This window comes from Bacillus taeanensis (assembly GCF_003318295.1).
Classification (GTDB): domain Bacteria; phylum Bacillota; class Bacilli; order Bacillales; family UBA6769; genus Maribacillus; species Maribacillus taeanensis.
The window spans coordinates 1-15,229 of sequence record NZ_QOCW01000037.1 but is presented as its reverse complement, the minus strand read 5'-3'; the positions used below and the strand labels follow the sequence as shown (position 1 = coordinate 15,229).

The window sequence follows — 15,229 nt, the reverse complement described above, 5'->3', positions numbered from 1 at the left end:
TTCAGCCGGTAATATTCAGCAAGTAAGGAAAAAGCACCTCAGCAGTGTCGGGAATGGTAAAATAATAAGATTTGAAACGAGGAGAGACCATCATGCTGACAATTCAATGTACAAAAAAACTTGCAAGTGAGATACTTGTACCAATGGCTGAAGTACGAGAAAATGCTCATCAGTCGCTTTATTCATGGCATGCTCATCTGTTTTTGTTTAAACGTAAAAAATACGTGTTACTCATGAACAATAAAACGAGATATAATTTCGTTTTAGCTGGTCTGAAAAAAGAAGATTTTAAAAAATTCAATAAAATCTTCTTAAACAATTTAGCTGAAAATTTACAGGCAGATCAAATCGATAGTGAAGCTATAAAAGCATATGTAAGTAACGGCAATATTGTTTCTTATACAAGTACAAGCAATCGAAGTATTATTAGCCAAATGAATGAAATGATTATGGTTTCTAAAAGTATTTTAGAAGAAGATAACATGCAGGGGATTGAAACCGATCTTTATGAGTTAAATCGTTTTCTCAATCGCTTTGTCATGCTCAAGCTTCCAGAAACCTATTCCGGGGAAGCGATGCGAAAGGTGTTAAGTCCTTAAAGTATTTGTTTTCACAAGGACCGGTCATTTTTCGCATTGGATAAGCTGCTTTAACAAGTGAAGTGCGCCTATTTACCAATGCTCAAAAAAACCTACAATATTGACTTTTTGTATACGAACATCGTAATGTGTTTAAAAGCAGTTTGTAATTCTGAAATCATAGTTTTATTTTTAGGCTGTACCATTGTAAGCTGCAGCTCCATTTTCAGCTAGTTCCCTAAAAGCTTTCATTCCATTTAAAATAAACTTGCTCACTTTTACATAATCTTTTTTCTTTTCTACTTCTACTCCTGAATTCACATCAATTCCAAATGGATTTACTTTTTTTACTGCACTATAAATATTTTCAGGGTTGAGGCCGCCGGCTAAAATAACAGGGAATTGCACAGATTTAACAATGAATTGCACAGATTTAACAATTTGTTCGGAGATGTTCCAATCATGTGTTAAGCCTGTGCCGCCGAGCTTATCTTTCGTCCGTGAATCTAGTAATAGGGCATCCGCATACTTTTGTTCTCACTGTCATCACTTCTTTCCCGCAATATCAAGATAAGTGTGCCGTTACCAAGGAGGGGTACAGCTAAAACGAACAATTAACCGAAAACAGGTTTAATAATCATAAAAACGAAGATCGTAATGCCAAAAATGGAGATAAGCCAGCTTAAGTGGTTTATTTTGTTTAACAGCTCCTGCTGATCGGCTTGGAGTCTGTCGTTGTTTTGAGCATCTTCATCAGAAACTGCCTGCTGCAATTTTTCGAGGGCAGGCATTAAAAAGCCGATCGCGGTAATTTGAATGAAGATATAAAGGACAAGCGTTCCGATGAGCCAAAGCTGCATGAATGAGCCGTAGTCTCCTAGAAAATAGAGGAGAAAACCTGAAAGCACTGCAATCGTCCCGCCTATTTTAGGGAATATCTCTAATTTTTTTAAATAAATAAGCGAGTTTTTCAATTCCTGCAGATTTTGCTTTTTCTTAAGAAGAATGTGACCGAAAAAAGTTGGTCCAATCCCGATAATGGCAGATAACACATGAATTAGAACTAATGTCTTCAAATTCAGTCCCCCTCTTTTTTGTGAAAGATATCGATCCATCTGCACTATTAATGATAGTTTCCGAATCTGAATTTCATGTTAGTTTTTTGAAAAATCGTATGGTTTATAACAAGCGACTAGATGCGTATGGGGTGTAATGGGAAAAATCATGTCGTTATCCGCCCGAGACGGAATATAAATATTGCTATGTTAGGTGATAAACAATTGAAACTTCCTGCAAATTTATAAACGTATTCTTCAAGTAACGGAGGCGTTGATCGAAAAAGGATAACGCTCAAAAAAATCCCCACAAGTAGTGAGGATCACCATAAATAAGCACCTTCGCATGTATTAGCTTGTGGTTCATAATAGCAATGCTGCTTATATTGCCCGGCAAACGGCTGACCGTACCACGCAGCTGGACATGCGCCATACGGATTAAAATACCAAAGCGCATACTTAGAAGGATGTTCTCTCCAATAATTTAACGTTTGTTTCGCTAACCTTTTTTCCACACTTCTTGCTCTGTTATAAAAAACATTCCCTTTTTGTACGGCTTCAAAAGAATAATTTCCTCCCTGTACTTGATAAATAACATGCGGTATTGATCTTAAACCTTCAAAATCTAAACAATTCGCTTTTAGTCGGTTTACAATGACATTTCCGACCATAAGCATCCCCAGCCGTCCTTCACCTTCCGCTTCTGCCCTCATCATCCTTGCCATTAAATCAACGTCACTGTTTGTATATTTCACTCTTGCCAATTTTTATCACCTCTAAAAGAAGTTTATGAAAAAAGCTTACAAAGATGTAGACTTTGTATAATTTTTATGTGATTGGACATGCATCCTATTAATGCTTTTGGAATGCAGGTTGTTGTTTTTATAGGGAAGGATAAAAAAAGAAAAGAGTCAAAACATTTCAACTTTATTATTTTCAGTTCTTTTTAGTTGATTTGTGAAAATTGCTGTGGCATTGTAGGATAATCACTATGCTAATAAAACAAAATAAATAATGCTATTCTTTATTATCGAAAGAATGCACCAATCATTTTAGGAGGTACATATCATGAAAAAATTATACTCAATTCTTTTAACGGCATCATTACTTTTCCTATTAGCTGCTTGTGGAGGAAATGAAGATCAGGCAGCAGAAACTAATGAGACACAAGATACAGCTGAAATCGAAGTCCTAAGAGTAGGAACTGAAGGAACATATGCCCCTTATACTTTCCACAATGAAGCAGGAGAGTTAACGGGATATGATGTGGAAGTAATCAAAGAGGTTGCAAAACGTATGGATGTTGAAGTGGAATTCATGGAAACGCAGTGGGATTCTATGTTTGCCGGTTTAAACTCAGAACGTTTTGATGTGATTGCAAATCAGGTTGGGATTAATGAGGATCGTTTGGCAAACTATGACTTTTCAACGCCATATACATATTCTTCCTCTGTAATTGTGACACCAGCCGATAACAATGATATCAACTCTTTTGAGGACTTAAAAGGGAAAAAATCTGCACAGTCACTAACAAGTAATTATGGAGCACTTGCTGAAGAAAATGGCGCTGAGCTTGTCGGTGTCGAAGGTCTTGCTCAATCAATTCAATTAATTAAGCAAGGTCGTGTTGATGTAACAGTAAATGATAAGCTTGCTGTTTTAGATTATATGAAAGCACAAAATGATGAAAGCATTAAAATTGCCGCACAATCTGATGAAGTTTCGGAAATGGCGTTTACATTTAACAAAGGAAACGAAGAACTGGTAGAAGCTGTGAATGAGCAGTTAGCAGCAATGAAAGAGGATGGTACGCTGGCAAAAATCTCTAAAGAGTGGTTTGGCGAAGATGTATCTACAAAGTAAGGTTATAACAGCAAATATGGAAGGGTGGGAGTTATTCGTTAACTCTCTTCTTCCTATGATTACGGGCGCGATTCAATATACGATTCCACTGACGTTAATCTCTTTTACAGGCGGACTTCTTTTAGCGCTTCTTACGGCTATGATGCGGATTTCAAAATCGCGGGTCCTGCAAATACCGGCAGCTGTCTATGTCTCAGCAATCCGGGGAACGCCATTACTCGTGCAATTATTCATTATTTTTTACGGCTTACCGAATATCGGCATCAATCTTGATCCATTTATAAGTGCTGTCATTGCCTTTATTTTAAATGTCGGCGCATATGGCTCAGAAATTATTCGTGCTTCGATTTTATCGATTCCAAAAGGACAGTGGGAAGCAGCGTATACGATCGGCATGCCGAGATGGCAGGCGCTTTACCGCATTATTCTTCCGCAAGCTGCAAGAGTTTCAGTGCCGCCGCTATCAAACACGTTCATTAGTTTAATAAAAGATACATCACTTGCATCGCTTGTGTTAGTTGCTGAATTATTTCGAAAAGCTCAAGAAATTGCCGCAAGAACGTATGACTTTTTACTGCTGTATGTGGAAGCAGCGCTTATTTATTGGGGAATCTGCTTTTTATTGTCTCTCGTTCAAATCGTGATCGAAAAACGTCTCGACCGTTATGTGGCAAGATAGGGGAGGTGAGAAGCTTGTATTTATCAATTAAAGGATTGGCAAAATCGTTTGCTGATAATGAAGTGTTAAAAGATGTAAACGTTGACGTGCAAAAAGGAGAAGTGCTCTCGATTATCGGTCCCTCGGGCTCGGGAAAAACAACATTACTTCGCTGCTTTAATGGACTCGAGCGCCCTGATCGCGGCATTTTTACGTTTAGTGATGGTCTTACCCTCAATTTTGAAAAGAAAATAGATAAACGAGAACTAATTCAATTCAGCAGAAAAGCTGGGATGGTTTTTCAAGCTTATCACCTTTTTCCGCATAAAACTGTACTGGAAAACGTGATGGAAGGTCCTGTTTTCGTGCAAAAACGAAACAAAGCTGAAGTGAAAAAAGAAGCGGAAATCCTCCTTGAAAAAGTAGGATTAAAAGACAAATTGAATGTTTATCCTCATCAATTATCAGGCGGACAGCAGCAGCGCGTCGGCATTGCAAGAGCGCTCGCATTAAAGCCAGAATTAATGCTGTTTGACGAACCAACGTCTGCACTGGATCCGGAAACAATCGGCGAAGTATTAACGGTCATGAAAGACTTAGCGAAAGAAAATTGGACGATGATTATCGTTACACATGAAATCCAGTTTGCCGCTGACGTTTCAGATAAAGTGTTATTTATGGACGGCGGCTACATCGTCGAGCAGGGCAAACCTGAGGAAGTACTGAAGTCACCTAAAGAAGAGCGAACAAAACGGTTTTTGCAAAGAATTTTACATCCTTCAAATTAAAACATTTATTACCATTTCTTCTATGGTGTGTCACCACAAGTATTTAGTTTGTTATTCGGAGTTAATGGTATTGCATTAATTATTGGTACACAATCTGTAGGTCGATTAAACGATTATATTTCTGAGAAAACCTTTCTAAAGTTTGGACTAACTCTTTCAAATTCAGCTGGTGCCCTATTGCTCATCGCATTACTTTTAAAAGCACCGCTTATTGCAGTTGCAATTCCAATCTTCTTTTTAGTCGCATCAATTGGAATTATATCAACCACTTCATTTGCATTAGCAATGGAAACTCAAGGTCATATCGCAGGAAGTGCTTCTGCATTATTAGGTTTACTACCATTTGTGTTAGGCTCTTTAACTGCTCCGCTTGTAAGGGATTGCAGGTGAATTTAATGCGATTCCAATGGGCGTTGTTATCTTTTCAGCAAGCTTTTTAGCATTTTTATCTTATTATGGACTGGTTCGTAAAGCACCTGTTACGAGAAACGTAAACACATATTCAGATATATAAATACCAAAAAGAGCCATAGGGGGCAGGTTTACCACCTCAAATAATACTTGGGGCAAGTTGCCTGTCCCCTTGGCTTCACTTATAGAGGAAACGAAGGAAATAAAAAAACTGTCAACATAGACAAGTACATAAAGCCAAAAGAAGAAGGACGTCGGAAGTTTGCATGAAAGAAAACTTCTCATATGGTTTGTTGAGATGCTGCTGAAAGGAAGAAGAGACAGCAAAAGCTGTCTCAATGAAATCAGGGCTATACGCTGCCTATTTATTTTGGATGCTCTCTAAATATTTAATGACCGTTGCGATATCTTCTTTCGCGACTTCCGGATGTTCTTCCATACGAATTGCCTTAGCCATTTGCGTATAGTACATTAAATAATTTCCTTTTATGATATGTCTTTTTTCCATTGTTCCATCTAATTTATGAAAATCATATAGGGCATTATCTCCATAATTAGGGTCTAGAGGTGTAACACCTTGTATTAACTGTGTTTCTTGTTCACCCATTTTATGGAATTGATAAGTTCCATTAGCGGTCTGAATTGTATATCTTGGTTCTTCAATGATAGCTGCAGAGCTATGTTTAATTCTTGCTGCATAATCACCGTAATCAAAAAGAATTTCAAACCAGTCATTTACATTTGAACCTTCTCTAACTTTTTTTGTTATCGAATAGAAATCTTTAGGTTCACCAAATAATTGGATAGCTTGATCAATAAAGTGAGCTCCTAAATCAAAAACGAAGTTTGCTCCTTCATAGTCTTGTTCACGCCATTTTTCTTTCTGCACGGGATAATTAAAATCCCAGACCATGCTAACTTCATATATTTTTTCAAAAGCACCTTGCTTTTTTAATTCAGATAGAGTTAAAAAGTCACCATCATATCGTCTATTATGATAAGCGGAAATGAATAAGCCTTTTTCATCTGCCAATCTATTTAATTCAACAGCTTGTTCATATGTTGCTGTATAAGGTTTTTCAACAAGAACATGTTTGTTCTTTTCTAATGCTTGCTTTGCATGCTCAAAATGTAAATGACTAGGTGTTGTTATAACGACTAGTTCAATTTCTTTATCATCTAAAAGCTCTTGATAATCGCTGACAAGATTAATAGATGGATAATCTTGTTTTGCCGTATCCCCATGACGCTGCACAACCGTTTTTAGTTTGAAATTCTCATGAGCATATATAAATGGACAATGAAATATACTTCCTGAAAACCCGTACCCGAGCACACCAGTTACAATTGGTTTCATAATTATCCTCCTATTTCATCTGCAAGTTTTGCTATTCGACAAGACCGATTTCTTTAAAGTAATCCAATGTTCGTTTTGCTATTTGAAAAGGAGCATCCGCTTGGGCTGGATACATATCTTGTTCAACAACTGCTTCTCCAGCATATTGGATACGCTCCAGTGTTTCTGTTAGTTGAACAAAATCAACATCCCCAGATTCTGGATCACACATCACACCTGATTGAACGCCCTGCGCAAAAGCCCAGTCGTTTTCTTTCATTTTTTCTCGAATCTTTTTATTACAGTCCTTTAAATGTAAGTATTTAATTCGATCTTTATGCTTTTCAATAAATGTAATGGGATCTCCTCCAGAGTACAGATGATGTCCCGTATCCAAACAAAGATCGATATCAATATCCCTTAAAAGTCTTTCAATTTCTTCTTCTGTTTCTATATGTGTTTCCGCATGAGGATGGAAGACTACTTGAATATCCAATCTAGCTTTTACATAATCTACTATTTTTTTTATATTAGCAATCATTTGATTCCATTCGTCATCACTAAGCTCTTTTCTTGCAATGCGAGTGCCAGTAAAGAGATCTGTATACATTCCGTCGATTAACACTAAATATTTTGCCGAAGAAAAGTGGGATTGTAATGATAGAATTTTATCTAAGGTTTCATAAATCGGTTGAAAGTCATTAATAAATACGATATCCGTCATTAATGTGGTTGCAATTAGCTCCAAATCTCGTTTAGAGAGTTCTTCCTTCAATTCGATTGGATCTGTAGGTAAATAACCCCATGGGCCTAACTCCAAAGTCTTATAACCTGCTTCTTTCATTTCATTTAAATATTGCTGCCATGATACTTGTTTTGGATCCTCGGGAAACCATATTCCCCAAGAATCCGGTGCAGTTCCTACCCTTATAGACATAGAGATTTATTCCTTTCATCCACTTTTTCCCATTGATGCGTCTTAGCAGATTTTAAAATAGCTTCAATGCATGTATCAATTTTTGCACCAAATTCAAAATCACACACATAGTCGGCATCATTTGTAAATGCATCGAGTACCTTAGCCACTTCAATAACCTTCATATCATTAAAGCTAATATTAATCCCTGAAGCTGGTTGAAATACACTATAATCTCCATGATCTGGACCTAACAATACATTCCGAAACCCTCGATGCGTACTTTCTTCGTTATGGAAATAAACATTAACCTCATTTAGCCTCTCTAAACTAAAGGCAGCTGTCCCTAAGGTGCCTTGAATTTCAAATGCTAAATAATTTTTTCTTCCAGTTCCAACACGACTTGTAGATAATTGACCAATGGCACCGGATTGATAGAGTGCGGTAAAAGCCATATAATCTTCTGTTTCAACGCTTGCCATTTCCGATGAGCCTGCTTTTGCTGGTCTTTCAGGAATATAGATTTTTGAAACAGCATTAACAGATTCAATATCTCCCATAATATATTGCGAAACACTTAATAGATGAGACCCTAAATCTCCTAACGCTCCGCTGCCAGCCTGTTTCACAAGGTGCCTCCATGTAATCGGAATGGAAGGGTCAAGGAGCATGTCTTGGTCATAACGTCCATCAAAGCGCATGATTTCACCTAATTTTCCTGACTGTACTAATTGTTTTATATATTCAGTAGCAGGATTCATCACATTATTAAAGGCTGCGTAATTTAATACACCTTTTTCCTTCGCAATTCTTGCTAATTCTTTTGATTCCTCTGCACTTAAAGATAATGGTTTTTCACAATACACATTTTTTCCATTTAATAAAGCAGCTTTTGCTATTTCATAATGAAAAACATTTGGAGTGACAATGTCGACAATATCAACCTCATCTGAATGAATAATATCCATCCAATCTGTCGTCGATTTTTCAAAACCGAATTTCTTAGCTATTTCCCTGGAAGCGTGTTCATTTACATCCATAATAATTTTAAAAACTGGTTCACCTATTTTTTCTCCGTATAAACGAAAGGCAGTTGTATAAGCATTCACATGCGCCTTACACATCCATCCAGCTCCAACCATCCCGATATTTACCTTTTTAGTCATCTAGCATCCCTTCCTTATCAATTATTTGCTATTATGTAGATAGTATAATTTATTTATATTTAAGAATCATCGGGTAAACTTGCTCAATAAATATCAAAATTTTGCTGTGGAGGTTAAGATGAAAATAAATGAACTTGGAGTGTTACCCAGCTCGGAATTTTATGCACATACACCTAATGAGTTTTCTAAAAAGTATTTATTTACGATTCATTTCGCAGGCCGTTATGACTGTAGTATAGATTACATCATTGAAAGAACTTTTCATGACTATTATTTACTTCTTAAAGTTATTCACGGACAGCTTCGATTAGAGTTTGATCAACAAACTTTTACTGTAAATGCCAATGAATTACTACTTTTTGATTGTCGTATTCCTCACAAATATTATGCAGCAACACCTATCTCTTTTGAATTTATTCATTTTAAAGGAAATGCCAGTAAAGAATTTTACGATATGATTATCCAATCATATAGCCCGGTTATATCCGTGTTAAATGACATGGAGGTTATAAAAGCAATCGACAGTATTTTATATATGCTGGAACATAATCAAGTAAGTGATTTTAAGGCTTCCTATGAAATCCATAAAATACTAAGTCTTTTACTAGAGAGAAATCATACATTATCTTCAGTATCAGACTTAAAAGACGTTATTACATTCATTGATGAAAATAGTGAAAAGCCCTTAAATATTAGTGATCTAGCTAATATAGCATCACTTAGTGTTTATCACTTTTCTAGAAAATTCAAGAAATTTACCGGTTTGTCACCACATGAATATCTCATTCTCAAAAGATTAACACATGCCAAATCCTTACTAAAAAACACGAACTTCTCGATAAACAAAATATCTGACATGATTGGATTTAGTTCACCGTCACATTTTATTGCTACCTTTAAAAAACATACGAATATGACTCCGAAAGAATTTAAGGATTTCCGTTTTTAAAAAAAGTTCTTTACTAAACATACTGTTAATCTTCCGCAATCGGGCCAAATAGTTGAATAACTCTCGATGGGAAATTGGGGTATTTATGAAAAAAGAGATTGTGAAGGAATGCACTTAGAGTAAACCAGGTTCATATAAGCAGGTGTTTGATTTACGAGCCTGTTTTGAAAAAACTGATCAAAACAGGCTCAAGTTAACTCCACTGCTATAAATAACAACTTAACTTATAAAATCATTTCTCAGTTTAGAGGTGGCTTTTTGTATTTGGCGGTTAACAGATGCTGTTCATGAATATAATAAAAACGATCGATACCTAGTTATAAAAGATATCGATCGTTTTTATTGTACTTTTATTATGAATGATCTACTTCAATTTTTGGACAATATAGCCTGCTGTGCGAACAGCTAATGAAATGGTTGGTAAGTGTTGAATTGATAGTTCCGATAAAAGGTAACACTGTTATCAGCATATATTATAATGTCACTTTGTCCACAGTCTCTGCTTATCGTTTATTCATTATTTTTCCAAACAGACTTTAAATCGTAAACTTCTAACGAATTTAACTTAACATTTCCATCTATTGAATACACTTCAATTCCTTGACTTTTAGGTGATGGAAAAATGCGGCTTGTGATAACCGCTTTACCGTCATTCCCAAACACTTCAACGGATGAACGATCAACAAAAATATGCATCTTAATCTTACCATCCTTTGGCGAAAGCGGTGCTTCAAATTTCTCTGGAAATTGTTCACTGAAATCTGTTTCTCCTGAACTCGTCCGGTCAACAAATAATTTGTTTTCTACCGCATCATAACCAATAATCGTTTCTTCTTTTTCGCCTTTTCGTACTTTAAAACCAAATTCCTTCGCAGAATCTAATTCAACTTTGGCAACAATCTCAAATGTATCATCCTTAATCTTAGAAAGTAGATTTGTCTTTGGGATAACCAATTGATTCTTCAACATATATTTTTCTTTCCTAAGCTGCTTTAATTCCTCAACAGGTTTCTGAATTAAACGAACCCCCTTGTTTGGAATCTCTATTAATGTAACTTCACGTGGAATTGTCATTGATCCTCGCCACGGATTTGTTGGAATCTTTTCAGCATACTGCCAATTGTTCATCCAGGCAATCCAAATTCTGCGGTCCGGGACGTTCGACCACGACTGTGCAGCAAAAAAATCTTTTCCGTAGTCCGTCCAAAGCACGGTATCCGGCGGATTGTCATTTTTGAAAGTTGTGCCGTCAAACTCCCCGATAAAGTATTGGCTCCGATACCCTTCCTTCGTCCCACCTGGATTCGTGTTAACCTTTAGAAACCATTTCGTTTTCTTTGGATCATTATGAATCGGCAGTTCAAACAAATCAGGCATTTCCCAAACTCCAAGCTGTGCTCCTTCCTCAGCACCAAACTCGCTCATGTACGCCCAACCCTTTAAATTTTTGGACGAATAAAACATGGCCTTATTTCCTGCTGCAACAACCATTACCCATTTGTTCGTTTCATCATGCCAAAAGACTTTTGGATCACGAAAGTCTTTAATACCTGGATTTTTTATGACGGGATTTCCGGCATACTTTGTCCACGTTCTTCCTTGATCGGTACTATATGCGATGCTTTGCTGCTGCGTCTCTCCAGAACTTGTATAAATGGCAACTAGTCCATCTTTCTTTCCTTTAAAAAAGCCGCTTGTATTGTTCTTATCGACTACCGCACTACCTGAAAAAATCATTCCAAGATCATCAGGTTTCAACGCAACAGGGAGATGCTTCCAATGAACCAAATCTTTACTCACAGCATGTCCCCAACTTATGTTTCCCCACGTATTTCCGAATGGATTGTATTGATAAAACAAATGATATTCTCCATTAACGTATACTAATCCATTGGGGTCATTGATCCAATTTTGTTTTGGTGAAAAGTGAAATTGGGGACGGTATGTTTCGTTGTAATACTCGTTTTTTGAAGAAGCAAACACGTTGTCTGAAATGGGATAGAGGAAGCTTACTATGAACAACAATATACTCATTGCATAGACGAAAATTCTTGTTGTATGTTTTTGCATGCCGCGCCTCTCTTTCAAATATTTTCTATAAAAATTGTTTGCTTCAACAATAGACATTATTCATAAGAGATAGAATACTAAAAATTTTCTTATCGTTAATTCTTTCTGAGGGTGAAAATGCACACAAGAGTCAAGGGGATAGGTCTATTGGTCTAATGGTTGAGCCGAGATGCCTGTCCCCGTGGCTTACCCATGGCTTAATGAAAAACTGAACTATAACTTTAAGAGATACAACCTATCTAGTGGAATTTCGATTTAACGTGCTCCTGTTACAAAAGAAGTCTCTCTGCTAAGCAGAGAGACTTCTTTATGAGAACGTTCATACTTTTTTTGACTTAAAAAATATCTTCCATCTAAAGATTAGCGGAGAACTGTTGTTGTACAGTCCCAATACTTTTCTACGTGAGAACGTGTAACTTCTGCAGCTGTTCGTACATTTTCCTCTTGAGTTAATTCATGATAGTCTGGGCGGAAAACTTCAACTGTACAGCAGTTACCTTCGAAGCCAATCTTTTTGAGAACATCGCTATAACGTTGGTGATCGAGGCAGCCACGTGAATCTCCAGGCCATAAGCGTATTTCATCAGTGTTGTATGGTGCGCCGCATGGCATGTCTTCCATGTCGTTCACGTGCCATACAAAAATCTTTTTACCATCTGCTTTTTCTAATGCTGCCCAATCAGATGCCATAGCATGGAAGTGGTACTGATCAAGTGTTACACCGACAAGAGGGGAGTTAACCTCTTGTACAATTGCATATGCATCCTCAAAGCGGTTGATGGTCATACCTGGGCTGCCGCAGAACTCGATGGACAATTTAATACCATGTGGTTCAACCTTTTTTACCATCTCTTTTAGGACAGCAACCGCATCCTCACGAATTTCTCCTCTCGTTGCGTGAACTGAGATGTTTTCACTAGGCACAACAACAATCATCTTACAGTCTAAAATGAGACAACGATTAATAATTTCATCCAATTCTGCCATGACTGCGTCTTTTTCTTGTTGAGTCTGCTTCATGTTAAAAAACTTAAGAGCATTATAGGATAGCATCGTTAGGTGATGAGACTTAAACCAGTCTCCTAATTGTTCAATTGTAACTTTTCCAGCTTCAAGGTCACGATCTAGACATTCAGATTGAATGTCAATGTAGTCAAAACCATATTTTTCACAAAATTCTAGATCCTTTAGTACAGAATGATCTTTACAGAAACGGTTACATCCTTCATTAAAGCCAATTTTCATCTCGTTTTCCTCCTATAAATGATTTATAATGGTCATACCAATTGATAGTTAATAGGGAGTGATCCTCATAATTCCATATGTATCTTTTAAATCTAACGATAAAAGTGCGATAGCTTTGGAAGTGTTCCATACAATGGAATCAGTTCCCGTTCATCGTCATGATTTTCAGGAATTTGTACTGATTACGAAAGGTTCTTGTATCCATCAATTCAGAGATATTTCGATGCCATTGATTCCGGGAGATGTGTTTCTCATCCCGCCGCATCAGGAACATGCCTATGTCATTGAAACCCCGGTTTGCATGTACAACTGTCAGTTTTATCCTGGACAAATTGCTGATTGGTGGGATGGACAATTTGGCGGATTGCTCAGCGACTTGGCTGAACCAGAAAGCGTCGATCCGATTTCTCCTGCCGATTTAAACCGCCAGCAAATCATCCATCTGTCTGCACCGGACGCTGAACGGGTTCAAATGATGATGGATATCATGCGTCATGAACAGACAGAACAGGGCTTTGCTTATAAGCAGGTTAAACAGGACTATTTAAACTTGATTCTTATTATCATTTCACGGACAAAATTGAAACAGTATGCCATGCAGCCCGGCCGAGAAAATACCCCGCGCGATCTTATTGTGATCGCTCAGAAGTATATTGAAGATCATCTTACTGAGCCCATTGATTTTTCGGCTTATGCACGAATGAATAACATTAGTCCAGGTTATTTTCGGGCAATGTTTAAATCGGCGACAGGGCTTTCTCCAGTAGAATATCTCAACCGTCTGCGTATAGTCCGTGCAATTGAATACTTGAAAGACAATACGCTGTCTATGAGTGACATAGCTGCCGCCGTAGGTATTTATGACGCAAATTATTTTTCACGATTGTTTCGTAAGTTTATTGGTTACTCACCTAGTGAATTTCGAAATCAAGTTATTAAGGTACCTTGATGAGACATATCTTCAATCTCAGAAATCTTTACGCTGCGTCCCTCAACTAGGGATAGTTTAGCCGCTTTTGCAATTAGTACAGGCATTAGGCCGTCGATACCCTGCACTGGTGCCAAGAATAGCTTTAACGCATGATTGTATTACTTAATCCAATTCGCACTTTTTTCTCATATAATCTACTCCTTGAGATAAACTTTTGTTTACGTTTACAATATAGCATACGTAGGAACTAGACTAATAGAAGAAAACAAATGGATATTAGCACAAAACGCATATTTTCGGAAATGCTTCTACTAATGGAAGGAAATGAGTCATCAAATTTGAATATTTCTAAAATAAACAAAGTGAACATCTAGAAGGTGCTCTAGCGGATTTAAATGGAGCTAAGGGGGACAGGACTATTGATCTAATAGTTGAGACGAGAGGCCTGTCCCTCTGGCTTTTGTATCACTTTTCACGCTATAAAAAAATACTTTCTAAAAATTGGTTACGATTTTTACCAACAACGAATATATAGAGTAAAAGCCTAACAGGAGACGATATCATTGGACAAACAAAATAGCCGATTTAGATGGGGTGTATTTGCTTCTGTATTATTTACTTACCTATTAATTTCGAGCCAACGAACCGCTCCGGGATTGATTACTAACTAAATCATGTTGGATTTTAATTCATAATTTGGTCTGATAGGAGCGATATTGGGTGCACATATGGCTGGGGCAGGTTCGTATGCATTTCGCCCGATTCATGCACATATTCTAGTGGTTGGGTGGTTAAGTCTATCTGCATGGGCAGTTTATTATAAGATTTTTCAGACATCACAGACTGTTTTGGCAAAAGTACACGTTTGGAGTGCAATTTTAGGTACGGTAGGTCTAATATTCGGCATCTGGTTATACATGGTTAAGCCATTTAATCTTCCAGAGGGTCTGTTGGGACTTTCGTATTTTCACGAGAATTCTATAATGAGCATGTTCCATAAGAATTATCCCAAAATGCCCCGGTACTTCGCCTAACTGTACCATCTTACTTTCAATCAATAATGATACGAATAAAGGATTTACTAATAGAACACAAAAATACGCCTATTGACAAAATCAAATTCTTTAATTAATATTTATTTATTGATTGATAAATAAATATTAATAAGGATGATATAATGGCACCTCGAGAAGATAAAAAAGAAATTATTATTGAAAATGCTGTAGCAGTATTCGCAGAAAAGGGATATTATAAAGCAACGAC

The 15,229-nt window shown here is 37.0% G+C and carries 14 protein-coding genes and 1 pseudogene; 7 read left to right on the top strand and 8 right to left on the bottom strand.

Annotation, left to right across the window (positions count from 1 at the left end):
- The first annotated feature begins 92 nt into the window (after window positions 1-92).
- A complete protein-coding gene (locus DS031_RS22155) occupies window positions 93-599 on the top strand; it encodes a DUF6933 domain-containing protein (protein WP_245947614.1) in 507 nt (168 codons plus the stop codon).
- A 171-nt stretch (window positions 600-770) separates the two neighbouring features.
- Here DS031_RS22155 and DS031_RS22150 read toward each other — a convergent pair.
- The 3 genes and pseudogenes from DS031_RS22150 to DS031_RS22140 form a co-directional block, all read right to left on the bottom strand.
- Window positions 771-1,097 (bottom strand): annotated as a pseudogene (locus tag DS031_RS22150) (phosphoribosylanthranilate isomerase); the annotation flags it as partial.
- A gap of 95 nt (window positions 1,098-1,192) precedes the next feature.
- The gene (locus DS031_RS22145; RefSeq protein WP_113808347.1) at window positions 1,193-1,654 is read right to left on the bottom strand and encodes a DUF2269 family protein; all 462 of its coding nucleotides are present in this window, start codon (window positions 1,652-1,654) and stop codon (window positions 1,193-1,195) included.
- A gap of 302 nt (window positions 1,655-1,956) precedes the next feature.
- Window positions 1,957-2,397 (bottom strand): cell wall hydrolase, encoded by a 441-nt coding sequence (locus tag DS031_RS22140; protein ID WP_113808346.1) that lies wholly within the window; start codon window positions 2,395-2,397, stop codon window positions 1,957-1,959.
- 304 nt (window positions 2,398-2,701) lie between these two features.
- On the opposite strand from DS031_RS22140, the gene DS031_RS22135 reads away from it, so the two are divergent.
- From DS031_RS22135 to DS031_RS22120, 4 genes are read left to right on the top strand one after another with little or no spacing between them, the layout of a single operon-like run.
- Complete coding sequence (locus DS031_RS22135; protein ID WP_113808345.1) at window positions 2,702-3,496, top strand: amino acid ABC transporter substrate-binding protein; 795 nt, start codon at window positions 2,702-2,704, stop codon at window positions 3,494-3,496.
- On the top strand, window positions 3,480-4,175 hold the full coding sequence (locus DS031_RS22130; RefSeq protein WP_113808344.1) for an amino acid ABC transporter permease: 696 nt from the start codon (window positions 3,480-3,482) through the stop codon (window positions 4,173-4,175). Before DS031_RS22135 ends, DS031_RS22130 begins: the two co-directional genes overlap by 17 nt.
- A 14-nt stretch (window positions 4,176-4,189) precedes the next feature.
- Window positions 4,190-4,942: an amino acid ABC transporter ATP-binding protein gene (locus DS031_RS22125; RefSeq protein ID WP_113808343.1), complete on the top strand. Its 753-nt coding sequence runs from the start codon at window positions 4,190-4,192 to the stop codon at window positions 4,940-4,942.
- A 48-nt stretch (window positions 4,943-4,990) separates the two neighbouring features.
- Entirely contained in the window at window positions 4,991-5,332 is a 342-nt protein-coding gene (locus tag DS031_RS22120) for an MFS transporter (RefSeq protein ID WP_342767273.1), read from the top strand.
- A 382-nt stretch (window positions 5,333-5,714) separates the two neighbouring features.
- On the opposite strand, the gene DS031_RS22115 is transcribed toward DS031_RS22120, so the two are convergent.
- Genes DS031_RS22115 through DS031_RS22105 form a run of 3 tightly spaced genes read right to left on the bottom strand, consistent with a single transcriptional unit; the run spans window position 5,715 to window position 8,771 of the window.
- A complete protein-coding gene (locus DS031_RS22115; RefSeq protein WP_113808342.1) occupies window positions 5,715-6,710 on the bottom strand; it encodes a Gfo/Idh/MocA family oxidoreductase in 996 nt (331 codons plus the stop codon).
- Window positions 6,711-6,741: 31 nt separating this feature from the next.
- Window positions 6,742-7,626, bottom strand: coding sequence for a sugar phosphate isomerase/epimerase family protein (locus DS031_RS22110; RefSeq protein WP_113808341.1), 885 nt, complete (start codon window positions 7,624-7,626; stop codon window positions 6,742-6,744).
- Window positions 7,617-8,771, bottom strand: a complete 1,155-nt coding sequence (locus tag DS031_RS22105; RefSeq protein WP_113808340.1) for a Gfo/Idh/MocA family protein — start codon at window positions 8,769-8,771, stop codon at window positions 7,617-7,619. The genes DS031_RS22110 and DS031_RS22105 overlap by 10 nt, the downstream gene beginning before the upstream one ends.
- 118 nt (window positions 8,772-8,889) lie before the next feature.
- Between DS031_RS22105 and DS031_RS22100 the strand changes: the two genes are divergently transcribed.
- Window positions 8,890-9,720, top strand: coding sequence for a helix-turn-helix transcriptional regulator (locus DS031_RS22100; protein WP_113808339.1), 831 nt, complete (start codon window positions 8,890-8,892; stop codon window positions 9,718-9,720).
- A gap of 510 nt (window positions 9,721-10,230) precedes the next feature.
- Here the strand turns inward: DS031_RS22100 and DS031_RS22095 are convergent.
- Window positions 10,231-11,790 carry a glycoside hydrolase family 32 protein gene (locus DS031_RS22095; RefSeq protein WP_113808338.1) on the bottom strand — a complete coding sequence of 520 codons (1,560 nt, stop codon included), beginning with the start codon at window positions 11,788-11,790 and terminating at the stop codon, window positions 10,231-10,233.
- A 360-nt stretch (window positions 11,791-12,150) separates the two neighbouring features.
- A complete protein-coding gene (locus DS031_RS22090) occupies window positions 12,151-13,035 on the bottom strand; it encodes a sugar phosphate isomerase/epimerase family protein (RefSeq protein WP_113808337.1) in 885 nt (294 codons plus the stop codon).
- Between the two features lie 133 nt (window positions 13,036-13,168).
- On the opposite strand from DS031_RS22090, the gene DS031_RS22085 reads away from it, so the two are divergent.
- Entirely contained in the window at window positions 13,169-13,984 is an 816-nt protein-coding gene (locus DS031_RS22085; protein WP_113808336.1) for an AraC family transcriptional regulator, read from the top strand.
- Window positions 13,985-15,229: the final 1,245 nt, after the last annotated feature.